We start from the raw sequence: 19541 nt of genomic DNA on the forward strand, positions 1-19541 counted from the left end.
CTGCTTCTTTCTCACGCGGCGGAGCCGCACATCGATTGGGGCGCGGCTTGTCAGCGGCCGGACTTGGGGGCCTTCCAGCGGGCGATGCCGCGGGCCACCAGGTTGAGGATCATGACGAAGGCGATGAGGACCAGTGCCGCCGCCCAGGCGCGGTCGTACGAGGCCTCGGAACCCTGCTGCCACTGTTGGAAAACGTAGAGCGGAAGTGACTGCTGGGCATCTTCGAAGGGGTTGTTGTTGATCGTCTTCGCGCCCCACACCAGGAGCAGCACGGGCGCCGTCTCTCCGGTGATGCGTGCGATGGAGAGCATCACGCCGGTGGTGATGCCGCCGATCGAGGTGGGCAGGACGACCTTGAGGATGGTGCGCCACTTGGGGACGCCGAGGGCCAGCGAGGCCTCCCGCAGCTCGTTCGGGACGAGCTTGAGCATCTCCTCGGTGGAGCGGACCACGACCGGCATCATCAGGATCGCCAGCGCCATCGAGCCGGCGAAGCCGGACGGGCCGAAGCCGAGGATCAGGATCCACACGGAGAGGATGAACAGGCCGGCCACGATCGACGGGATACCGGTCATCACGTCGACGAAGAAGGTGACGGCCTGGGCGAGCCGGCCGCGGCCGTACTCGACGAGGTAGATCGCGGTGAGCAGACCGATCGGCGCGGCGATCAGGGTGGCCAGGCCGACCTGCTCCAGCGTGCCGATGATCGCGTGGTAGATACCGCCGCCGGGCAGCGCGTCCGGGGTGGTGCCCATCGAGTGCGACAGGAAGAAGCCGTCGAGGACCTCGGTGCCGCGGCTGACGGTCTCATACAGGAGGGAGGCCAGCGGTACGACGGCGATCAGGAAGGCCATCCAGACCAGGCTGGTGGCCAGCCGGTCCTTGGCCTGCCGGGTGCCCTCGACGGCCGCGGACAGCACGAAGGTGCCGAGGACGAAGAGCGCGGCGGCGATCAGGCCCCACTGGACCGTGCTGTCCAGGCCGGCGCCCTGTCCGATGCCGACGCCGGCGCCGGCCGCGGCCAGCGCGATGACCGGCGGGGACCAGCGCGGCAGCCGGGCCTGCTTGAGGGAGACCGGAAGCGGGCTGCCGCCGTTGGAGACCGCGGGGCGGTCGGTCGTGATACTCATGCGGCGGCTCCCGAGTACTCCTTGCGACGGGCGATGATCAGGCGGGCCGCGCCGTTGACGAGCAGCGTGATCACGAAGAGGACGAGACCGGAGGCGATCAGGGCGTCCTGGCCGAACTGGTCGGCCTCGCTGAACTTGCTGGCGATGTTCTGGGCGAACGTGCCGCCGCCCGGATCCAGCAGGCTGGCGTTGATGAGGAAGCTGGGCGAGAGGACCGTGGCGACGGCCATCGTCTCGCCGAGCGCGCGGCCCAGGCCCAGCATGGAGGCGCTGATGACTCCGGAGCGGCCGAAGGGGAGCACCGACATCCGGATGACTTCCCAGCGGGTGGCGCCGAGGGCCAGCGCGGCCTCCTCGTGCATCTTCGGGACCTGGAGGAACACCTCGCGGCTGACGCTGGTCACGATCGGCAGGATCATGATCGCGAGCAGGATGCCGACGGTGAACAGCGAACGGGCCGCCCCGCCGCCGTATTCGAAGATGCCGGTCCAGCCGAGGTAGTCGTCCAGCCAGGTGTAGAGGCCGGTCAGATGCGGGACGAGGAAGAGCGCGCCCCACAGGCCGTAGATGATGCTGGGCACCGCGGCGAGCAGGTCGATGACGTAGCCGAGCGTGGAGGACAGCCGGCGCGGGGCGTAGTGCGAGATGAACAGCGCGATGCCGACCGCGACCGGGACCGCGAGGACCATCGCGACCACGGAGCTGACGACGGTGCCGAAGGCGAGCACCGCGATGCCGAACTTCGGCTCCGCCCCGCTCGCGTTCCAGTCCCATGTGGTGAAGAAGTTGGCCTTGTCGCCGGAGATGGCGAGCACGGACCGGTAGGTGAGGAAGACCGCGATCGCGGCCATGATCACCAGGAGGGCGATACCGGAGCCCCGGGAGAGCCCGAGGAAGATCCGGTCACCGGGGCGGACCGCCTTGCCCGATATGGCCGAGCGGCCGTCGCGGGGTGGCGGAGGGGTGTCGGTTGTGGAGGAAGCTGTGTTCATGGATTCTCCGGTCTGCGGAGCCGGATGACGGCTCCTGGCGCGGCGGTGCACCGGACGGGCGGCGGCCCGAAGGGGGCCCTGGTGAAGGGGCCCCCTTTTTTGGACCGTACGGCGGTTCATGGGCCGCCGCCCGGTAGGTCAGGAGATCTTGGCGACGGTCGCGCGGACCTTGTCGGCGATCTCGGTGGGCAGCGGGGCGTAGCCGAGGGCCTTGAGGGCGCTCTGGCCGTCCTTGCTGGAGATGTAGGTCAGGAAGGACTTGGTGGCGGGCAGCGTCTCGGCCTTGTTGCCCTTGTCGCAGGCGATCTCGTAGGTCACCAGGGTGATCGGGTAGGCACCCTCGGCCTTGGTGGTGTAGTTGAGCTCCAGGGCCAGGTCATCGCCCTTGCCGACCTGCTTGGCCTCGGAGATGGCCTTGGAGGCGTTGTCGACGGTGGCCTCGACCGGCTCCTTGGCGCCGGTGTTCAGCTTGGCCGTCTGGATCTTGCTCGCCGTGGCGTACGACAGCTCGAAGTAGGAGATCGCGCCGCTGGTCTGCTTGACCTGCGAGGAGACACCGGCGGAGCCGGAGGCCGCCTGGCCGCCCGCGCCCTCCCACTTCTTCGCCGGCTCGTGCTTCCAGTCACCGGCGGCCTTGAGGTACTTGGTGAAGTTGTCGGTGGTGCCCGAGTCGTCGGAGCGGTGGAACGCCTGGATCTTGAGGTCCGGGAGCTTGGCGTCCGGGTTCAGCTTCTTGATCGCCGAGTCGTTCCACTTGGTGATCTTCGAGTCGAAGATCTGCGACAGGGTCTTGGCGTCCAGCACCAGGTTGTCGACGCCGGGGACGTTGTAGCCGACCGCGATCGGGCCGCCGACCATCGGCAGGTCGATGGCCTGGCCGCCCTTGCAGACCTGCTTCGACTTGGTGACCTCGTCGGGCTTGAGGGCCGAGTCCGAGCCGGCGAAGGCGGTCTGACCCTGGAGGAAGGTCGTCACACCGGCGCCGGAGCCGGTGGGCTGGTAGTTGATCTCGGTGCCCTTGCAGGCGCCCGAGTAGTTCTGCACCCAGACGTCCATGGCGTTCTTCTGCGCGGACGAGCCGGACGCGAGCAGCTTGCCCTTGCCGTCGCACTTGATGTTGGACGGCTTGGCGGCGCCACCGCCACCGGCACCGGTGGTGTCATCGGATCCGCACGCGGACAGGGCCAGGGCACCGGTGACGGCGAGAGCGCCAACGGCGAGGGCGCGAACCCGGTTCTTGCGCTGAAGCTTCACTGTCGAGAGTTCCTTCCTGGGGCGCGCCGCTTCGTCGGCGTGCGAGGTGGTGAGCAGGGCATTTGGCTGTCGCGGTCGTGCGATGCCAGCTAGCCGTGTCGCGCTTGCGCTGTGGGCATGGCGCGCACTCGGTACGGCTGAAATTAGGTAGATCAGGTGAAGCGGCCGATGGAGGAGAGTGAACGCAGGGTGAACCTCGGCCATCGGCTGGGTGCGGGGGGAGAAGTGCTCACCGACTGGTGCGAAACGGCCCGTCGCCCTGTTGAATTACCAGTCGGTATGGCAGCATCCGCGCCGGAGACAAGGCGATATCGGTGCGGAACGACCGGAGGTGGCTGGTGGGGAGCCAGGGGGCACAGCAGGGCGTTCGGGACGTACGAGGCATGTGGGGGGGCAGGGGCGTAAGAGGCCGCAGGCTGGTTTTGTGCACCACCGTCGTCCTGTGCGCGATGGGGCTGCTCGGCGGTACGGCCACGGCCGCCTACGCCGATGACCCGAAGAACCCGTCCGCGGACGCACGGCGGGCCGGGGACGCCGCGGCCGCCGCGGACGCCGACGCCCGCCGCCTCGACGACGTACGCAGAAGGGTCGAGGCCCTCTACCGCAAGGCCGAGCAGGCCACCGACGCCTACAACGCCGCCGAGGAGCAGGTCGGGCTCCAGCAGAAAGAGATCGTCCGGCTGGCCCGCAGCATCGACCGCACCCAGCGCAAGCTGGCCGCCCTCAAGCGGCAGGCGGGCTCGCTGGCCAGCGCCCAGTACCGCGGTGGCGGGCTGCCCTCCGAGGCGAAACTGATGCTCGACACCGACCCGGAAGGCTTTCTCGACAATGCCACCCTGGCCCGTAAGGGACAGTTCGCCGCCAAGCGCGTGATCAGCCAACTCGGGCGTCTCAAGGGTGACTTGGAGAAGTATTCGGACTCCGCCACGGACCGCTGGGAGCAGCTGGAGGCGAACCGCAAGAAGAAGGAAAGCGCCCGGCGGGACATCAAGAAAAAGATCGACGAGGCAAAGCAGCTGGAATCCCGGCTGGCCGCCAAGGAAAAGGACCGGCTGAAGAAGCTGGAGGACGCCCAGGCCTTCGCGCGGCAGCAGAAGTGGCTCGACTCCGGCGTGCTGAAAGACATCAGCAACAAAGCGTCGGCGGCCGGCAAGAAAGCGATTACCTTCGCCACCGCACAGCTCGGCAAGGACTATGTGTGGGGCGCCGAGGGGCCGGACACCTTCGACTGCTCCGGGCTGACGCTACGGGCCTGGCAGGCCGGTGGCCACACGATTCCGCGCACCTCACAGGAGCAGTGGCGGCAGCTGCCCCGGGTCGGCCTCAGGGATATGCGGCCGGGCGATCTGATCATTTATTTCTCGGATGCCAGTCATGTCGGGATGTATCTCGGCGACGGCGCAATTGTGCATGCCCCGCGTCCCGGCCGGCAGGTGACGATCACCGGCGCCGGTTCCATGCCGATCCTCGGCGTCGTCCGCCCCGATGGCGGGGGCGACGACGATGGCGCGCGTCACAATGGGCGATGAATGACCGGATTTCTTGCTGTCTGAGGGTTGTCGTGGCGTAGCGGAATGCACTCAAGCGGGGTGATGTTCGTCATTCCGTATTCCGCCCTCCCCAGGTCAAATGGCTTATCAGCTGCGGCATATGACGATGGCCGATTGCCGCTGGGCATTCCATACCTCTCGGTACTGACGCTATCGTCGCCTGTCAGTGCCCGGCACGGCCCACTCAATTGACCGACGAGCGACGTGGAGCCGGGCACGGTGGCGCGCCGTCGGCGCCCCGCCGCACCCCTCGGGGGGAGGGAAGGAAGCAGACCAATGCCCGTACCCGTACCGCACCAGCGGTCGGTCGTGCTGCCGCATCAGGCAGGACCGGCGGACGACGCCTGCGCGCATACCGCGCGGGTCGCCGACGCGCCGGGCGCGGGGGACGCGACGGCCCGGGGCACGAGCGTCCCGGCACCCGCCATAGGCCAGGAGTCGGCCCGCCCGGCACCGCAGGGCTACCCGGAGTCCGGGCAGCCCCAGCCTGCCGAAGAGCGATTTTCGGCCGATCGCGGACCGCTGCACCAGGGCCTGACCCTGCTCCTCATCGGCGAGGACCCCAACAGCCATGTCCCCGAGATGTGGGACTGGGCCGGCCGCAAGGTGCGCCTGCGCACCGCCCGCAACCTCACCGAGGCCGAGCGGCTGCTCACCGACGATGTGCACTGCATCCTGCTCGACCTGCCCCCGGCGGAGCCCACCGCCGACCCTGACGGTGACGGCGCCCCCGGGGACACCCTGGGCATGCTGCACGACGTGCTGCGCATGGCGACCTCGCACGCCGTCCTCGTCCTCACCTACGAGACGGACGCCGAGCGCGCCGCCGACGCCGTCCGCGTCGGCGCCCAGGACTACCTCTTCCGCGACGAGCTGGACGGTGCGGTCCTCAGCCGCGCGGTCCGCTACGCCGTCGAACGCAAACGTGCCGACCTCGCCCAGCGCCAGCTGACCGAGTCGCGGATGCTCGCCCAGGAGAACGCCCGCCTGGAGCGCGGCCTCCTGCCCACGCCCCTGCTGGACGGCTCCGACCTCCGGTTCGCGGCCTGCTACCGCCCCGGCCGCAGCCGCGCGCTGCTCGGTGGCGACTTCTACGACACCGTCCGCACCCCGGACGGCACCGTCCACGCGATGATCGGCGACGTCTGCGGCCACGGCCCGGACGAGGCCGCCCTCGGCGTCGAGCTGCGGATCGCCTGGCGCGCGCTGACCTTCGCCGGACTCTGCGGCGACGAGCTGCTCGCCACCCTCCAGAAGGTGCTGGAGCACGAGCGCGCGGACGACGAGATCTTCGCGACGCTGTGCACCGTCGACATCTCCGCGGACGGTCGCCGCGCCGGTCTGTGCCTGGCCGGTCACCCCGCACCGCTGCTGGCCCGGGCCGGCGAGCGCCCGGACCTGCTGCCGTACGAATTCGGCGGCCCGGCGCTCGGCCTGCTCCCGAACGCCCGCTGGCCGCGCCGGCAGGTCGAGCTGGGCGGCTCCTGGAGCCTGATGATGTACACCGACGGCCTGATCGAGGGCCGGATCGGCAAGGGCAACCAGCGCCTCGGCCAGGAAGGCATGACCGAGCTGGTCAGCCGCCAGATGGCGGCCGGTCTCAGCGGCGAGGAGCTGCTGGACGCGTCGGTCAGGGAAGTCCGCGATCTGAACGGCGGCGAGCTGACGGACGACGTGGCCGTCCTGCTGCTGGACCGGCGCTGACGGAGCCGCGGGCCCCGGGGGTCGGGCGGCCGGGTGTGGCTCAGCGCCCGCCGTTGTAGGGCCCGTACGGCCCGTCCGAGCTGGAGCCCCCGCGGCGCGGGCCGCGGCCACCGCCGGAGACCTCCCGGAGCGCCGGCCGGACGTCGACGGTGTAGACGATCACCGCGATCACGCCGATGACCGGCAGGAACGACATGATCGGCAGGATGAACAGCAGCGCCGTGGCAAGAGCGAGGAAAATCAGCCACATGCCCTTGGTCTGCTTGCTCGCGGCGCGATAGGCGTCCTCCCGCCGCACGGCCGCATCGATCAGCATCACGGCGGCATAGACACCCAGGGCGAGCTGCACCCAGCTCAGAATGCTCTGGAACCCGTAAATCAGCACGCCCTGCACCGCCCGTTCGCCATTCGTGTCGTCTCGGTCCGCTGCCGCGGCCGTCGGCCGCCCATGCGGCCCCACCGTACCCGCACAACGGACCGGGCACCCGAAGTGTGCCCGGCCCGTGCGGTCAATCGGCGCCCCCGGCGCCCGGTGAGCCGGCTCACAGCCCACTCACGCGGTGCTCCGCGGTCACTTGGCGGACGGCGGGGTGCTCTTCTTCGCCGGCGCCGGCTTGCGCTGCGCGACGGGCTTCTTCGGCGCGGACGGCTTGGGCTGCGTCGACGGGGTGGCCTTGGTCTCCGCCTTGGTCCCGTTGGCGGCCTGGCTCTTCGCGCCGCTCTTGTTGGCGGGCTTCTGCGCCGGCTCCGGCTCGATCGCCACCGCGAGGTCCTCGACCTGGTCGGCGGCCTCGCCGCGCCAGGTCGCCACGGCGCCCCGGCCGCGCTCGGCCAGCTCCTCGTAGCCCTCACGGGCCCGGACAACGGCCTCGGCGGCCCGGCCCACGCCCTGGAGCGCCAGCTCCTGCGCCTGGTCGCGGACCTTCTTGATGTCGCCGTCCAGCGACCCCAGCAGCTCGGTGAGCTTCTCCTGGGCGTCCTTGGCCTGCTTGCCGACCAGGGCCTGGACGTCCTTGGGGTCGGTGCTGCGTACGGACTCGAAGCGCTTGGGCGCCTCGGCGCGGATCTTCTCGACGAACTGCGGGACCTCGCCGAGCTTCTCGGCAGCCAGGTCGACGGTGCCGGCCAGGGCGTACAGCGGGGTCGCGTCGGTCAGGGCCTTGCGGAGGTCATCGGTGTTGATGGCCATGGCGTTGTTCCTCCTGGAAACGGAATCGGTTGCTCAGGTGGCGTGCGGGCCGCCGTCGGCCTCTGTCTCAAGGGGCTCCGTGCCGCGCCCGTCCTCATGTCCGCTCGCAGCGGTGTCCTTGCCGTCGCTCCCGAGCCCGTTCTCCTTGCGGAAGGACTCGTAGATCTGGAGCAGGACCTGCTTCTGCCGCTCGTTCAGCGCCGGGTCGGTGAGTATCGCGGTCTGCACTTCGACCCCGTCCAGACCGCGCCGCTCGTCCAGGATCCCGGCCTGGACGTACAGCGTCTCCGCGGATATCCGCAGCGCCTTGGCGAGCTGCTGAAGAATCTCCGCGCTCGGCTTGCGCAGGCCGCGCTCGATCTGACTGAGGTACGGATTGGACACCCCGGCGGCATCCGCGAGCTGCCGCAGACTCAGCTGCGCCGTGCGCCGCTGCTCCCGCAGGAACTCGCCGAGATTGCCGACATTGAGTGATGCCATACCCCGATGGTGCCTCGCCCTGCTAACTATTGCAAGCAAGCGCTAGCAATAGTGGTCCGGGTGGGTTGGGGTGGTCCTGGGGCAGGCCATGAGCAGGTGTGCCGGATCAGACGTACGTGTATGTCCGTGTGTACGCGGTGAAGCCCAGGGACTCGTAGAGCCGCTTGGGGACGGGGTACTCGGTGTCGCCCCGGCAGTAGACGACGGCGCGCCGGGCGCCGGCCGTGGCGAACGCCCGTAGTACCGCGAGGCAGACGGCACGGGCCAGACCGCGACGGCGGTGCCCGGGGTGGGTGCCGACCGGCTCGAACGCCCCGACGCCGTTGGCCGCGTCGTACCAGCCCTGGCAATAGGCGGCGACCTCACCGGCAGGAGACGCCACGACGAGGTCGAACTCGGCCCGGTACGGCCAGGTTTCCCGCATCCGCGTATGCCGCTCGGTGGTCACCCGCGTCGACCCGAACGCGGCGCGGTGGGCCGCCGCCGGGCCCGCCACATCGGCAGGGCTGTGCTGCGCGCGGATCGAATAGGCGGCCGGCAGCGCCGGGGCGTCCGGCAGCTCCGCGTTACGGCGGCCCCGCTATGTCCTGCCCCTCCGTCGGCCGGGTCCCGATGATGACCGTTGCGTAGAGCTCCTCGGAGCCCGTCACCTTGGGGAGCAGCCCGTTGCGGGTGAAGGCCCCGACCGCGTGCGGGGCCTGCCGTTCGCTCGTCTCGACCAGCAGATGGCCTCCTGGCGCCAGCCACTGCGGCGCCGCAGCCGTCACCCGTCGCAGGACGTCCAGCCCGTCCGCACCGCCGTCGAGCGCCACCAGCGGCTCGTAGTCACGGGCCTCGGGCGGCAGCAGCCCGACCTCGCCGGTCGGTACGTAGGGAACGTTGGCCACCAGAACGTCTATACGGCCCCGGAGGTCGTGGGGCAGGGCGTCGAAGAGATCGCCCTCGTACACCTCGCCCCCGGCGGGAGCGACATTGCGGCGGGCGCAGCGCACCGCGGCGGGCTCGATGTCCGCCGCGTACAGCTCGATCCGGTCCAGGGCATCGGCCAATACGGCGCCCACCGCGCCGGATCCGCAGCACAGGTCGACGACGACCGGGGCCCGCCCGGTGCGCTCGCCGGCCCGGCGCCCGAGGCCGACGGCCTGGCCCACGAGGAACTCGGTGCGGCGGCGCGGTACGAAGACGCCGGGATCGACGGTCACCCGCCGGCCGTAGAACTCCGCCCAGCCGACGACATGTTCCAGGGGCAGGCCGATGACGCGCCGCTCCACCATGGCGGCGAGTTCGGCCGCGGTACGCGCGGTGGAGAGGAGCAACTCCGCCTCGTCCTCGGCGAAGACGCAACCGGCGGCGCGGAGTTGGCTGATGACGGTGGAGCGGGAGTGTGGTGCGGAGTGGGGTGCCGGGAGGGGCGAGGAAAGCGGTGACGAGTGGGACGGCATCGGAGATGACGACATGTGAGCCTTTCGGGGCGCCGAGTGCGCTTCCCGGGTCACGTGTGCCGGAGGGTCACCTGCATCGGGTGGACCGCACGGACGTGAGCCGGGAGCACCTGCCTGGACTGGCGGGGAATCGGTCTCACCTCCTCGGTCGGTTCACTGATAGCAGCGCCACCCTACCTGACCTGGGCCTCGACGCCCAGGCAGCCGTGGCGCGACCGGTCCCGCGACGGCCGTCTCCCGCCCCGGGCTCCGCGGCGCCGCGGGATCGCCATTCCCGAGGTCAACTCACTGTGGCTGGAAAGTACTTGGCAAACCGGAAAGTATTTGTCATGCTGAACGCAGGAAGTCGGATCATCGGACTGGGGGAACCGGCATGGGGGAGTACGCCTCACAAGACGCGGCGGCCGCACTGGCCCGAGTGCAGGAGCTGGACTCGACGGTGCGGAAGGGCTCGAAGTGGTATATCCGGTATCAAGTGATCTACGGCTGCGCGGCCGCGGTCATGGTGCTGTCCATCGGACTGTTGCCCCCGCCTCATGGGGTGGCGATCGGCGTCGGAATGTGGATTGCCACCATCACCGGGCTGTCGGTCTACGCGGTCCGGCAGCGCGTTTCCCGGCGCGGGTTCGGCCGGCGGCATATCGGCCTGATCATGGTGTGGACGCTGCTCTACCTCGCAGTGTTGTTCCCCGGCGTGATGTGGCATCAGGGCGCCGCGTCGTGGTGGATCCCCGGAGCAGTGGTGGTGGCCCTTCCCGGGCTGATAGGCGGCTATCTGGAGGCGCGGCGGTGACCGAATCGAGTCCGGGGGCACATCCACGTCATGAACTCGACGAGGTGATACACGCCCCGGTCCGCTTCTCCATCGTGGCGACCCTGGCGGCCGCCGACAAGGCCGAGTTCGCCTTCGTCCGCGACACCGTCGAGGTGAGCGACTCGGTCCTGTCGCGGCAGGTCGCCACCCTGGAGAAGGCCGGCTATGTCGCCGTCACCAAGGGATACGTCGGCAAGCGCCCGCGCACGTGGCTCGCCCTGACACCCGGCGGCCGCACCGCCTTCACCGCGCACTGCCAGGCCCTACGCGCGATAGCGGGTCACGGCTCCGACGGAGGGTGACGCAGGACGCAGGACGCAGGACGTGGGCGCCGGGGCGCGCCGGAGGGGCGGCTGTCGGGGGCGCCGTACCAGCCAACACCTCCCTGCCCAGCCCCTTCCTGCCCAACTCCTCCTGCTCACGCTCTGGTGGTCCAACCCCGCCCGGATGAAACCCTGTTGACTTGGAGCGCACTCCAACTCATACCGTCCGGGACGGGATTACGGGACAGGTCCGCCACGCGGGCTCCGGACTCAGGGCTCAGAGATCAGGGCGCTGGGAGCTAGGGAGCTCGGAGGCTCGGAGCAGGTTCCGGGATTCAGATTCGTCCACCGCACGTCCAGGAGGTAGCAGCAGCATGACCACGACGAACATCCCGACGCGTCACCTCGGTGAGCTGGAGGTTTCCGCGCAGGGGCTCGGTTGCATGGGCATGAGCCACGGCTACGGGGAGTCGGACGACGCACAGTCGATCGCGACCATCAACCACGCGCTCGACCTCGGCGTCAACTTCCTGGACACCTCCGACTTCTACGGTGCGGGACGCAACGAGGAGCTGATCGGCCGGGCCATCACCGGACGGCGGGACGAGGCGGTGCTGGCAACGAAGTTCGGCTTCGCCAACGCCCTCGGCGAGCCGACCGTGATCCGGGGCGACGCCGCCTACGTACGAGAGGCTTGCGACGCGTCCCTGCGCCGGCTCGGGGTCGACCACATCGACCTCTACTACCAGCACCGCGTCGACCCCGAGGTGCCGATCGAGGAGACCGTCGGGGCGATGGCCGAGCTCGTCGCGGCCGGCAAGGTGCGTCACCTCGGGCTGTCCGAGGCGAGTGCGGCGACCATCCGCCGGGCGCATGCGGTGCATCCGATCGCCGCGCTCCAGAGCGAATGGTCGCTGTGGACCCGCGGACTGGAGGACGAGATCGCACCGGTGTGCCGTGAACTCGGCATCGGCTTGGTGCCGTTCTCGCCGCTCGGCCGCGGATTCCTGACCGGGCGCTACACCTCGGCGAAGGACCTGTCGGAGTCCGACATGCGCCGCAGCCAGCCGCGCTTCGCCGACGGCAACCTGGAGCAGAACCTGGCCATCGTGAAGAAGCTCGACGAACTCGCCGCCGAGAAGGGCGTCAGCGCCGGCCAGCTCGCCCTGGCCTGGGTGCAGCACCGCGGAGCCGATGTCGTGCCGATCCCCGGCACCCGCCGCCAGAAGTACCTGGAAGAGAACCTCGGCGCCCTCGCGATTGAGCTGACCACCGAGGAACTCGCCGAGATCGACGCGGCCGCCCCGGCCGGCCAGATAGCCGGAACGCGGTACGACGAGGCCAGCCTGACGTTCGTCAACGGGTGAAGGGACGAAGGGGAAAGGAGTGAGGACGGGCCCGGAGGCAAGGGGCTGATGGCTCATGGCTGACGGCCCGGGGCGAGGCGGCGGATGGCTGGTGGCTGACGAGCCTGGGCGACGGGGCCTGGGGTGACGCGCCGGAAGCTGCCGGGCCGCCTGAAGGGGGAGCCGGAGGTGATTGGTGGACAGGCGGGGGGCCGGAGAGGCCGGGGATGGCTCACTCCGGTGACATGACCTCGTAGAGGTTGTGGGAGGTGTCGCGGAAGAAGAGGCCGCGGGGGCACAGGGGGTGGTCGGTGCGGCGGTTGTCCGGCTCGGTGGGGGAGTTGCCGTAGGGGGTGCCGGCGGTCTGGAGGCGGGTGAGGATCGCGTCGAAGGTGTCGGGGTCGACGTCGAAGGCGAGGTGGTGGCCTGCGGCGTCCGGCGCGGTCATGAAGTCGAGGGTGAGCGTCTCGTTCACCCGGACCGGGAGGAAGTGTCCATGGCGGCCGGCCGGCGGGAGTTCCGGAAGGCCCATGACCGAGGCGAAGAAGTGGGCGGCCGCGCGGTGATCGGCGGCCGGGACGATGGTGTGGTTGAGGGTCACGGTCATGAGGCGCTCTCGGGGGCGTTGAGGGTGCCGTGCAGCAGGATGGCGATGAGTTCGTCGAGGCTGAGGGGCGCGTCGCCCTCCTGCGCCGGCGCCGGGGCCTGTAGCCGGGTGAACAGCAGGGCCAGAAAGGCGGCGGCGACCTTCTCGGGGCTCAGGCGGAAGGCGGCCCGGTCGGGTTCGAGCAGCTCGACGACGGCGTTGCGCAGGGCGGTGACGGACTGCGTCCGGCTGTCCGGCGGCGGAGCGTCCCTGTCCCGGCCGTCCGACAGGGAGCCCTTCCCGCCCCGGCCGTCCGACAGGGAAGCCTCCGCCTCCCGGCTGCCGGGGCCGGTGCCGCGGCCCCGGCGGTGTCCCGAGGCGTGGAGGGCGCCGACGACGGTGCCCATGCGTTCCATATGGGCGCGCAGCGCCTCGGCGGCTTCGGCCAGCCGGGCGGTGAGCGGCTCGTCCAGGGAGATCGAGGCGAGTCCGCGCAGCACATGGTCGGTGCCGACCGCCTCGGCGACGCAGGCGTCCAGCAGCTCGTCCTTGTCCTTGAAGGCCCGGAAGATCGTGCCTTCGCCGATGCCTGCGGCGCGGGCGATCTGGCTCGTGGTGACGGCCGCGCCGTACTCCGCCACGAGCGGCAGCGCGGCGGCCACGATCATGGCCCGGCGCTCCTCGACGCTCATGCCGGGGGCGCGTCGGCGGGAGGGAGGTGGTGTCATGGCGGCACGGTACGGAGTGAGTGCTCACTCCGTCAATGGATGCGCGCCTCCGCGCCCCGCTCCTTAGACTTCTTGCAGCGCGACAAGGCCGGTCCCGACGGCCGCTGTGCAGGGGCCGTCGCCCGTACGGAAGGACGGCGCGCCATGGACTGGAAGCTCGAACTGGTACCGGTTCCGGTCACCGATGTGGAGCGGGCGAAGCGCTTCTACAGCGAGCAGATGGGCTTCGCCGTCGACCACGACATGTGCATCGGCGACGAGGCGCGCATCGTGCAGCTGACGCCCCCGGGCTCGGGCTGCTCGATCGTCATCGGCGCGGGCACCGGCGTCATGGAGGAGAAGCCCGGTTCCCTCCAGGGGCTGCAACTGGTGGTCTCCGATATCGCCGCGGCCCGTGCGCAACTGGTCGAACGGGGGGTGGCGGCCGGCCCCGTGCAGCACGTCGAGGACGGCGCGATGGCGGACGGCCCCGGCGGGGCATGGAACTCGTTCGTCTACTTCAGCGACCCGGACGGCAACGGCTGGGCGCTCCAGGAGCGTCCCGAGAGCTGACCGCGGCGGGCGCGGCCGCTCCTAGGGTCGGCTCCTATGGCCGGCTCCTAGGCTCGGCGGATGACGACGCTTCAGGAAGAGTTTCTGCGAACGTTTCATGCCGCGCACCCCTCGGTGACCGCGCGGGCAATGGCCCACGGAAAGAGCGCGGACGGCCGTTCCAGTTACGAGCTGCTGCGGGACCGGGTATCGGCGTGCGACCGGGTGCTGGACCTCGGCTGCGGCGACGGACTGTTGCTGGAACTCCTCGCCGCCCGGCCGACGGGCGCCCCCTCCGTGCTTGCCGGACTCGACCTCTCCGCCGAGGAGTTGGCACTGGCCCGCCGCCGCCCGGGCCTCGGCCGGACCGACCTCCGAGTCGGGCGGGCACAGCAACTCAGCTTCAGCGACGCACAGTTCGACGGCTGCGTATCCCATATGGCGCTGATGCTGATGAGTGAGGCGGAACGGGTCGCGGCGGAGGTGGCACGGGTGCTGGCGCCGGGCGGCACGCTGGCCGTCGCCCTCGGGGCCGGGGTGGCGGGCGGCGAGGCGTGCGAGAGCTTTCTGCGGCTGGCGCGCCCGCTGTTCGAGGCGGCCCCCGCGGCACAACAGATCCCGCCGCTCGGGGACCCCAGGCTGCGGACCCGCGACGGTTTCGACGCGGTCTTCCGCCCGGCCGGATTCGCCCCGGCGGAGTGGGAGACCGTACGGCTCGACCTGACCGGCCCGCTGGAACGGGTCTGGCGGACCGTGGGCACGTACTACGACCTCGGGCCGCTCGACCCCGCGGTCACGGCGGAGCTGCGGGCCCGCTTCGAGGCGGAGGCGGCGGCGATGGCGCTGCCGGACGGGCGCATTCCGTGCGGCATGAAGGTGCATCTCGCGACGGCGGTGGGGGGGCGGGGTGCCTGAGCGGAGGCGGAGGCGGGCCGATGGATTGAGGGCCGATGGATTTGAGGGTCGGCGAATTGAGGGACGGCGAGATCGGGTTGCCCGCCAGCGTTCCGATGCGGTTGCATTGGAACCGATACGCGTTGCCCGAACGGAGCCTGAAGCAAGTCAGGTTGAAGCGGGGCGGAGTCAACAACGACGAGGTGGGGCGGCATGACGACGGCGGAGGGCGAGGAGCGGGTGGCGCGGGCCGAGGGGGTGCTGCGGGTCTACGGGCTGTCCGAAGCGGGCTGGCAGCGGAGCCCGGGCGGGAATCTGCGGGAGCTGCTCAGGGATCTCCTGGAGTGGTGCGACGCCACACAGCACGGCTTCGAGCGGGCGCTGGCCGCCGCCCGCGCGCAGCACCAGGCGGACACTCCCGGAGACGCCGGAACCGCCACGGGCAGGGGCGGTGCCGGACGTGCGGAGAGTGCCTGAGGACGCGACTGGCGGCCGCCCCGGACCCACGGGATGCGCCGCTCAGACCTCCGTCGGATGGCGCTGCGGATAGGTGGCCTCCAGGTGGGCCATATGGGCGCGGCCCCAGGCGCCGAGCGGGGCCAGCGCCTCGTTCAGGGAGACGCCGAAGTCGGTGAGCGAGTACTCGACCTTCGGCGGCACCTGCGCAAAGTTCTCGCGGTGCACGATGCCGTCGGCCTCCAGTTCGCGCAGCTGCTGCGTCAGCACCTTCTCGCTGATCTTCGGCAACTCCCGCCGCAGCTCACCGAACCGCTGTGGGCGCTGAGCCAGCGCCCACAGCAGCAGCACCTTCCACTTGCCGCCGATCACGTCCACCGCGGCGTCCAGCCCGCATTCGTACGGCCCCTTGCGTGCGCTCATGCGTCCCCCTGATCCGGCTGATCCGGTCCATTGCCGGGTCAAGTATCGGACGCGGACCTGCCCGCCGGGTCTCAGCCGCCGTACGGCCGGGTGGCGCGGGCCTCGCGGAGGGCCACCGCCCACCAGGTGAGCTGGCGGAGCAGGGCGTCGGCGGCCTGTGCGGCGGGGGCCGGGTCGTGCAGGTGGCCCGTGTCGTCGAAGAGGTTGCCGGCGAGCGGGAAGCTCACCGTTTCGCGCACGGTGGTGGCGTGCAACTCGGCGAAGACCAGCCGCAGTTGCTCGACGGCGCGCAGGCCGCCGGAGATCCCGCCGTACGACACAAAGCCGACCGGCTTGGCCTGCCACTGGCGATGCAGCAGGTCGATGGCGTGCTTGAGCGGGGCCGGGAAGGAGTGGTTGTACTCCGGGGTGATCACGACGAAGGCGTCCGCCTCGTCGACGCGCTTGGCGAAGGTCTGGTACTCCTCGCTGCCGTGCCGGAGTTCGTACGGGCGGACGGCGTCCAGGTCGATGACGTCCACGTCGATGTGCGGGTGGCCTTCGGTGTGCCGGGTGAACCAGTTCGCGATGACGGGCGCGAACCGGCCTTCCCGGTTGCTGCCGATGATCACTGCGAGGCGGTAGGGGTGCTCGGACATGCGGGGCCCTTCGTGGCGTGCGGCGCGGGTCGGTGAGCGGCGGGATGCCGTCTCGAACCCGACGCTAAAACCTCAAGCAAACTTGAGGTCAAGCGTTGGTGTGTCTGTGCCGTTGCCCCACGACGGTGGGCCGGGCCTCAACTACCGGGCCCCACCCACCGGGCCGCCCGCCGGGTCACTCCGCCCCGAACAGCTTCAGCAGCTCCGCCTTCTCGAACATCCGGGCCGTGTCGATCGCCGACGGAGTGCCTGCCGTCGGGTCCGCGCCGTGTGCCATCAGGACCTTGACGACCTCGTCCTCGGCCTTGAACACCGCGCCGGCGAGGGGGGTCTGGCCGCGGTCGTTGGGGCGGTCCACGTCGGCGCCGCGCTGCAACAGGGCCTCCACGGTGGCGGGGTGGCCGTGGTATGCCGCCAGCATCACCAGCGAGTCGCCCTTGTCGTTCGTCAGGTTGGCGGGCACGCCCGCGTCCACGTAGGCGGCGACCGTGTCGGTGTCACCGTGCCGCGCCAGGTCGAACACCTTGGCCGCGAGCTGAAGCACCTCGGGGTCGTGCGCGTGCTCGATCGCCTCGGGCCCCTGCGGCTCGGAATTCGCGTCGCTCATGGTCGCCGACCTCCTGCTGTTGGTGGGTGATACGTGCGTGCACCGTGTCATCGCCACTTTATGCAGGCCATCGCGGTTGCGGCAGTCATGGGCTGGGCGGTTTGCCGGTGGCTGGGCGTCGTTCGCCTTCTGTTTGTGGGTGGCGGGTCGGAGGGGACGCCCGGTACCCCGTCCTCGGCGCGGGCGACGCGGCTCCCAGAGGTAAGGCACTCCGGTGTTTGCTCCGGTCCTGCGGGCGGGGCACCGGACATCCCCTCCGACCACCGTGCGTACGCGGCTGACCCGCCGTACGGATCACCGTTACGGCGAAGCAGCGGCACCCCTTGGCAGGCACCCGGTCCCCCGAGGCCCGACGCGGGCCGAGCTGGTCTGTGACGGACGGTGCCACCGTCCGGCAGTCGGCAACGGGGGACGGTCGGAGGGGATGTACCGGGGCCCGCCCGCAGGACCGGAGCAAACGCCGGGGTGCTCAATCGCTCGTAGCCGCGTCGCCCGCGCCGAGGACGGGTCCCGGTGCGTCCCCTCCGACCCCCGCGGCACCTACGGAGCCCGCAACGGCGCCAGCCACCACGGCGCCGCACCCAACAACGGCACGGCCACACAAACAGGGGCGCGGGGAACTGCGCGCCCAGCCACAACGGCACCCGCAGCCAAAAACGAGCCGCACCAACCCCCGTCAGAACGAAGCCCGAACCTCCCCCACCCGCGCCCCGCCCCCGAGGAGCGGCGCGTCCTCAAGGCGGGTGAGGACAGGCGCGTCGAGCCCCATGAGCCGAAGCGTGCGAGCGAGGACAGGCCCGAGCGTGCGGATGGCGCCGTCGTCGATCTTGAAAGCGAGGGCGCGGCCATCCGGAAGGGCCAGCGCCTGCACGGCCTCGGCGCCCATCTTGGAGAGGGTGCCGGGAAGGGCCTGCATCAGCCAGGTATCGGGCCGCCGGGTGCCGGCGACGTACTCCGGGTGGGCACGCATCGCATCCGCGACCCGCCGCTCAGGGCTCCCCGGCTCGGCCATGACGAAGTGCCGGAAGGCGCGCGCCAGCCCGGTCAGCGACAGCGACAGCAGGGGCGCCCCGCAGCCGTCCGTGCCGACGTGGGCGACGTCCTCGCCGCTCGCGGTGCGGACCCCGTCGGCGACCAGCTGCTGGAGCGGATGGACCTCGTCGAGATACGTGTCGAGCGGCCAGCCGTTGAGCGCGCAGGCGGCCAGCATCGCGGTGTGCTTGCCCGAGCAGTTCATGGTGAGGCGGTCGCGGACCCGGCCCGAGGCGAGGTAGGCCTCCGCCTCCTCGGGGTCCAGCGGCAGGTCCGCGGGCGTCTGGAGGTGGTCGGCGGTGAGGCCGTGCTCGGCCAGCATGGTCCGTACGAGATCGAGGTGGAACGGCTCGCCGGAGTGGCTCGCGGCGGCCAGCGCCAGCCGCTCGCCGGAGAGGTCCAGGCCCGCCCGCAGCACCGCCGCGGCCTGCATCGGCTTGTTCGTGGAGCGCGGGAAGACGGGCGCGGTCACGTCGCCCAGCGCCCAGTCCACGCTGCCGTCGGCGGCGAGCACCACGAGGGAGCCCCGGTGCCGCCCCTCGACGAAGCCGGAGCGCACGACCTCGGCGAGGACGGGGGAGACGGCAGAGGCAACGGAGGAAGCGGGGGAAACGGAGGAAGCAGAGGAAGCGGGGGAAAGCGCGGCCGCCGGGGAATCCGGGGTCAGGGCGGATTCCGAGGTCGGCTCGGATATGGGGGTGGGCGAGGTCATCGTCGGCCTTCCGGGAATGACCCGCGCCCCCAGAGGCTTGTGGCCCGGTCAGGACAGCAGGTCGTCTACTTGCGCTTCACCTTCACGGTACCTGCGGGCAATTTCGGCACTGCAATCGTCGGTGGTGCGCTGCAACGACTGACGGCGCCGGGACACCTGCTGTTCGTAGCGGATCAGCCGGCCCATCGCGTCGTGCAGCTCCTGGTCCGTACGCGCGGTGAGGTCGGACAGCTCCACCTCGCCCAGCATTTCCTCGGCGAGCCTGCGGTATTCCTCGCTGTGCGGCGTCCCGAGCGTCACATGCCGGGCGGAGGAGCGGTGCCGCGACGGCAGGTCGGTCAGGATCTCCGGGAGCCGGTCCAGCAGCGGTGACTGCTGGGCGCTACGGCGGGCGATCTCGGCCCGCAGGATGTCGATCCGGCCCTGCAACAGCCGCCGCAGATAGCTGAGATCGGCCTCTTCCTGCTGGGAATCACGCCGTACGACGCGCAGCTCGGGCAGCCCCAGGCCGGACAGGTCGGGGGTGGTGGCCGGCAGGCAGCGGTCGCGCTGCTGCGGGGGGCGGGGGTGCTGCGCCTGGCCTGCCTGGAGCATGGGGCCGTCCTCGGTGCCGGGGGGCTCGACGCGAGCCGTCGCTGTGGTGGTCGTCAGGGCGGTGGGGGGTGGTGCGGTGGCGGGCGCCGGATGTGCGGGGTCGGTCGCGGGGGCGGTCGATGTGGTCCGACCGGTGGGTGTCGTACGGGCGGTTGGTGCGGGACCGGGTGTCTGTC

Annotated in this window: 23 protein-coding genes; 8 read left to right on the forward strand and 15 right to left on the reverse strand. The window is 70.8% G+C overall.

Annotation, left to right across the window (positions count from 1 at the left end):
- Positions 1-50: 50 nt before the first annotated feature.
- From pstA to pstS, 3 genes are all read right to left on the reverse strand, one after another.
- Positions 51-1130, reverse strand: coding sequence for a phosphate ABC transporter permease PstA (pstA, locus tag AC3EUV_RS33645; protein WP_435604561.1), 1080 nt, complete (start codon positions 1128-1130; stop codon positions 51-53).
- A complete protein-coding gene (gene pstC, locus AC3EUV_RS33650; protein WP_432146349.1) occupies positions 1127-2122 on the reverse strand; it encodes a phosphate ABC transporter permease subunit PstC in 996 nt (331 codons plus the stop codon). Before pstC ends, pstA begins: the two co-directional genes overlap by 4 nt.
- Positions 2123-2260: 138 nt before the next feature.
- The gene (gene pstS / locus AC3EUV_RS33655; RefSeq protein WP_432146348.1) at positions 2261-3376 is read right to left on the reverse strand and encodes a phosphate ABC transporter substrate-binding protein PstS; all 1116 of its coding nucleotides are present in this window, start codon (positions 3374-3376) and stop codon (positions 2261-2263) included.
- A 449-nt stretch (positions 3377-3825) separates the two neighbouring features.
- On the opposite strand from pstS, the gene AC3EUV_RS33660 reads away from it, so the two are divergent.
- Positions 3826-4905: a C40 family peptidase gene (locus AC3EUV_RS33660; protein ID WP_432146364.1), complete on the forward strand. Its 1080-nt coding sequence runs from the start codon at positions 3826-3828 to the stop codon at positions 4903-4905.
- 297 nt (positions 4906-5202) lie between these two features.
- Positions 5203-6630 carry a PP2C family protein-serine/threonine phosphatase gene (locus AC3EUV_RS33665; protein WP_435604562.1) on the forward strand — a complete coding sequence of 476 codons (1428 nt, stop codon included), beginning with the start codon at positions 5203-5205 and terminating at the stop codon, positions 6628-6630.
- Between the two features lie 40 nt (positions 6631-6670).
- Here AC3EUV_RS33665 and AC3EUV_RS33670 read toward each other — a convergent pair whose 3' ends face one another.
- The 5 genes from AC3EUV_RS33670 to AC3EUV_RS33690 form a co-directional block, all read right to left on the reverse strand.
- The gene (locus AC3EUV_RS33670; protein WP_018093407.1) at positions 6671-7015 is read right to left on the reverse strand and encodes a DUF2516 family protein; all 345 of its coding nucleotides are present in this window, start codon (positions 7013-7015) and stop codon (positions 6671-6673) included.
- Positions 7016-7201: 186 nt separating this feature from the next.
- Positions 7202-7819, reverse strand: coding sequence for a hypothetical protein (locus AC3EUV_RS33675; protein ID WP_432146346.1), 618 nt, complete (start codon positions 7817-7819; stop codon positions 7202-7204).
- A gap of 33 nt (positions 7820-7852) precedes the next feature.
- Positions 7853-8299: a helix-turn-helix domain-containing protein gene (locus tag AC3EUV_RS33680; protein WP_432146345.1), complete on the reverse strand. Its 447-nt coding sequence runs from the start codon at positions 8297-8299 to the stop codon at positions 7853-7855.
- 106 nt (positions 8300-8405) lie between these two features.
- A complete protein-coding gene (locus AC3EUV_RS33685) occupies positions 8406-8723 on the reverse strand; it encodes a GNAT family N-acetyltransferase (protein WP_435604563.1) in 318 nt (105 codons plus the stop codon).
- A 142-nt stretch (positions 8724-8865) separates the two neighbouring features.
- Entirely contained in the window at positions 8866-9741 is an 876-nt protein-coding gene (locus AC3EUV_RS33690) for a putative protein N(5)-glutamine methyltransferase (protein WP_432146343.1), read from the reverse strand.
- A 373-nt stretch (positions 9742-10114) separates the two neighbouring features.
- Between AC3EUV_RS33690 and AC3EUV_RS33695 the strand changes: the two genes are divergently transcribed.
- The 3 genes from AC3EUV_RS33695 (at position 10115) to AC3EUV_RS33705 (ending at position 12185) form a co-directional block, all read left to right on the forward strand.
- Positions 10115-10534 carry a hypothetical protein gene (locus tag AC3EUV_RS33695; RefSeq protein ID WP_432146342.1) on the forward strand — a complete coding sequence of 140 codons (420 nt, stop codon included), beginning with the start codon at positions 10115-10117 and terminating at the stop codon, positions 10532-10534.
- Positions 10531-10857: a winged helix-turn-helix domain-containing protein gene (locus AC3EUV_RS33700; protein ID WP_432146341.1), complete on the forward strand. Its 327-nt coding sequence runs from the start codon at positions 10531-10533 to the stop codon at positions 10855-10857. The genes AC3EUV_RS33695 and AC3EUV_RS33700 overlap by 4 nt, the downstream gene beginning before the upstream one ends.
- Positions 10858-11192: 335 nt before the next feature.
- On the forward strand, positions 11193-12185 hold the full coding sequence (locus AC3EUV_RS33705) for an aldo/keto reductase (protein WP_432146340.1): 993 nt from the start codon (positions 11193-11195) through the stop codon (positions 12183-12185).
- Positions 12186-12396: 211 nt separating this feature from the next.
- Here AC3EUV_RS33705 and AC3EUV_RS33710 read toward each other — a convergent pair whose 3' ends face one another.
- Entirely contained in the window at positions 12397-12771 is a 375-nt protein-coding gene (locus tag AC3EUV_RS33710; protein WP_432146363.1) for a VOC family protein, read from the reverse strand.
- On the reverse strand, positions 12768-13418 hold the full coding sequence (locus AC3EUV_RS33715; RefSeq protein WP_435604570.1) for a helix-turn-helix domain-containing protein: 651 nt from the start codon (positions 13416-13418) through the stop codon (positions 12768-12770). The genes AC3EUV_RS33710 and AC3EUV_RS33715 overlap by 4 nt, the downstream gene beginning before the upstream one ends.
- A gap of 204 nt (positions 13419-13622) precedes the next feature.
- Between AC3EUV_RS33715 and AC3EUV_RS33720 the strand changes: the two genes are divergently transcribed.
- The 3 genes from AC3EUV_RS33720 to AC3EUV_RS33730 all read left to right on the forward strand — a co-directional run bounded on the left by AC3EUV_RS33720 (position 13623) and on the right by AC3EUV_RS33730 (position 15380).
- Entirely contained in the window at positions 13623-14030 is a 408-nt protein-coding gene (locus tag AC3EUV_RS33720) for a VOC family protein (protein ID WP_387248229.1), read from the forward strand.
- 60 nt (positions 14031-14090) lie between these two features.
- The gene (locus AC3EUV_RS33725) at positions 14091-14924 is read left to right on the forward strand and encodes a class I SAM-dependent methyltransferase (protein ID WP_435604564.1); all 834 of its coding nucleotides are present in this window, start codon (positions 14091-14093) and stop codon (positions 14922-14924) included.
- A gap of 192 nt (positions 14925-15116) precedes the next feature.
- Positions 15117-15380: a hypothetical protein gene (locus AC3EUV_RS33730; protein WP_435604565.1), complete on the forward strand. Its 264-nt coding sequence runs from the start codon at positions 15117-15119 to the stop codon at positions 15378-15380.
- A gap of 42 nt (positions 15381-15422) precedes the next feature.
- Here the strand turns inward: AC3EUV_RS33730 and AC3EUV_RS33735 are convergent, their stop codons facing one another.
- The 5 genes from AC3EUV_RS33735 to AC3EUV_RS33755 all read right to left on the reverse strand — a co-directional run bounded on the left by AC3EUV_RS33735 (position 15423) and on the right by AC3EUV_RS33755 (position 19365).
- Positions 15423-15782, reverse strand: a complete 360-nt coding sequence (locus tag AC3EUV_RS33735; protein WP_432146337.1) for a winged helix-turn-helix transcriptional regulator — start codon at positions 15780-15782, stop codon at positions 15423-15425.
- A 71-nt stretch (positions 15783-15853) separates the two neighbouring features.
- Positions 15854-16420, reverse strand: a complete 567-nt coding sequence (locus tag AC3EUV_RS33740; RefSeq protein WP_432146336.1) for an NADPH-dependent FMN reductase — start codon at positions 16418-16420, stop codon at positions 15854-15856.
- A gap of 175 nt (positions 16421-16595) precedes the next feature.
- Positions 16596-17027 carry an ankyrin repeat domain-containing protein gene (locus tag AC3EUV_RS33745; RefSeq protein ID WP_387248239.1) on the reverse strand — a complete coding sequence of 144 codons (432 nt, stop codon included), beginning with the start codon at positions 17025-17027 and terminating at the stop codon, positions 16596-16598.
- 676 nt (positions 17028-17703) lie between these two features.
- A complete protein-coding gene (locus AC3EUV_RS33750; protein WP_435604566.1) occupies positions 17704-18771 on the reverse strand; it encodes an asparaginase in 1068 nt (355 codons plus the stop codon).
- Positions 18772-18819: 48 nt separating this feature from the next.
- Positions 18820-19365, reverse strand: a complete 546-nt coding sequence (locus AC3EUV_RS33755) for an RsiG family protein (RefSeq protein WP_398835809.1) — start codon at positions 19363-19365, stop codon at positions 18820-18822.
- Positions 19366-19541 lie beyond the last annotated feature (176 nt).

The sequence above is a fragment of the Streptomyces sp. bgisy130 genome (genome assembly GCF_057708345.1).

Bases quoted from the DNA above. Each gene is read 5' to 3' on its own strand.
- pstA (WP_435604561.1), bottom strand. From the start codon at position 1,130: ATGAGTATCACGACCGACCGCCCCGCGGTCTCCAACGGCGGCAGCCCG.
- pstC (WP_432146349.1), bottom strand. From the start codon at position 2,122: ATGAACACAGCTTCCTCCACAACCGACACCCCTCCGCCACCCCGCGAC.
- AC3EUV_RS33660 (WP_432146364.1), top strand. From the start codon at position 3,826: ATGGGGCTGCTCGGCGGTACGGCCACGGCCGCCTACGCCGATGACCCG.
- AC3EUV_RS33665 (WP_435604562.1), top strand. From the start codon at position 5,203: ATGCCCGTACCCGTACCGCACCAGCGGTCGGTCGTGCTGCCGCATCAG.
- AC3EUV_RS33675 (WP_432146346.1), bottom strand. From the start codon at position 7,819: ATGGCCATCAACACCGATGACCTCCGCAAGGCCCTGACCGACGCGACC.
- AC3EUV_RS33680 (WP_432146345.1), bottom strand. From the start codon at position 8,299: ATGGCATCACTCAATGTCGGCAATCTCGGCGAGTTCCTGCGGGAGCAG.
- AC3EUV_RS33685 (WP_435604563.1), bottom strand. From the start codon at position 8,723: ATGCGGGAAACCTGGCCGTACCGGGCCGAGTTCGACCTCGTCGTGGCG.
- AC3EUV_RS33690 (WP_432146343.1), bottom strand. From the start codon at position 9,741: ATGCCGTCCCACTCGTCACCGCTTTCCTCGCCCCTCCCGGCACCCCAC.
- AC3EUV_RS33695 (WP_432146342.1), top strand. From the start codon at position 10,115: ATGGGGGAGTACGCCTCACAAGACGCGGCGGCCGCACTGGCCCGAGTG.
- AC3EUV_RS33705 (WP_432146340.1), top strand. From the start codon at position 11,193: ATGACCACGACGAACATCCCGACGCGTCACCTCGGTGAGCTGGAGGTT.
- AC3EUV_RS33710 (WP_432146363.1), bottom strand. From the start codon at position 12,771: ATGACCGTGACCCTCAACCACACCATCGTCCCGGCCGCCGATCACCGC.
- AC3EUV_RS33715 (WP_435604570.1), bottom strand. From the start codon at position 13,418: ATGATCGTGGCCGCCGCGCTGCCGCTCGTGGCGGAGTACGGCGCGGCC.
- AC3EUV_RS33720 (WP_387248229.1), top strand. From the start codon at position 13,623: ATGGACTGGAAGCTCGAACTGGTACCGGTTCCGGTCACCGATGTGGAG.
- AC3EUV_RS33725 (WP_435604564.1), top strand. From the start codon at position 14,091: ATGACGACGCTTCAGGAAGAGTTTCTGCGAACGTTTCATGCCGCGCAC.
- AC3EUV_RS33730 (WP_435604565.1), top strand. From the start codon at position 15,117: ATGACGACGGCGGAGGGCGAGGAGCGGGTGGCGCGGGCCGAGGGGGTG.
- AC3EUV_RS33735 (WP_432146337.1), bottom strand. From the start codon at position 15,782: ATGAGCGCACGCAAGGGGCCGTACGAATGCGGGCTGGACGCCGCGGTG.
- AC3EUV_RS33740 (WP_432146336.1), bottom strand. From the start codon at position 16,420: ATGTCCGAGCACCCCTACCGCCTCGCAGTGATCATCGGCAGCAACCGG.
- AC3EUV_RS33745 (WP_387248239.1), bottom strand. From the start codon at position 17,027: ATGAGCGACGCGAATTCCGAGCCGCAGGGGCCCGAGGCGATCGAGCAC.
- AC3EUV_RS33750 (WP_435604566.1), bottom strand. From the start codon at position 18,771: ATGACCTCGCCCACCCCCATATCCGAGCCGACCTCGGAATCCGCCCTG.
- AC3EUV_RS33755 (WP_398835809.1), bottom strand. From the start codon at position 19,365: ATGCTCCAGGCAGGCCAGGCGCAGCACCCCCGCCCCCCGCAGCAGCGC.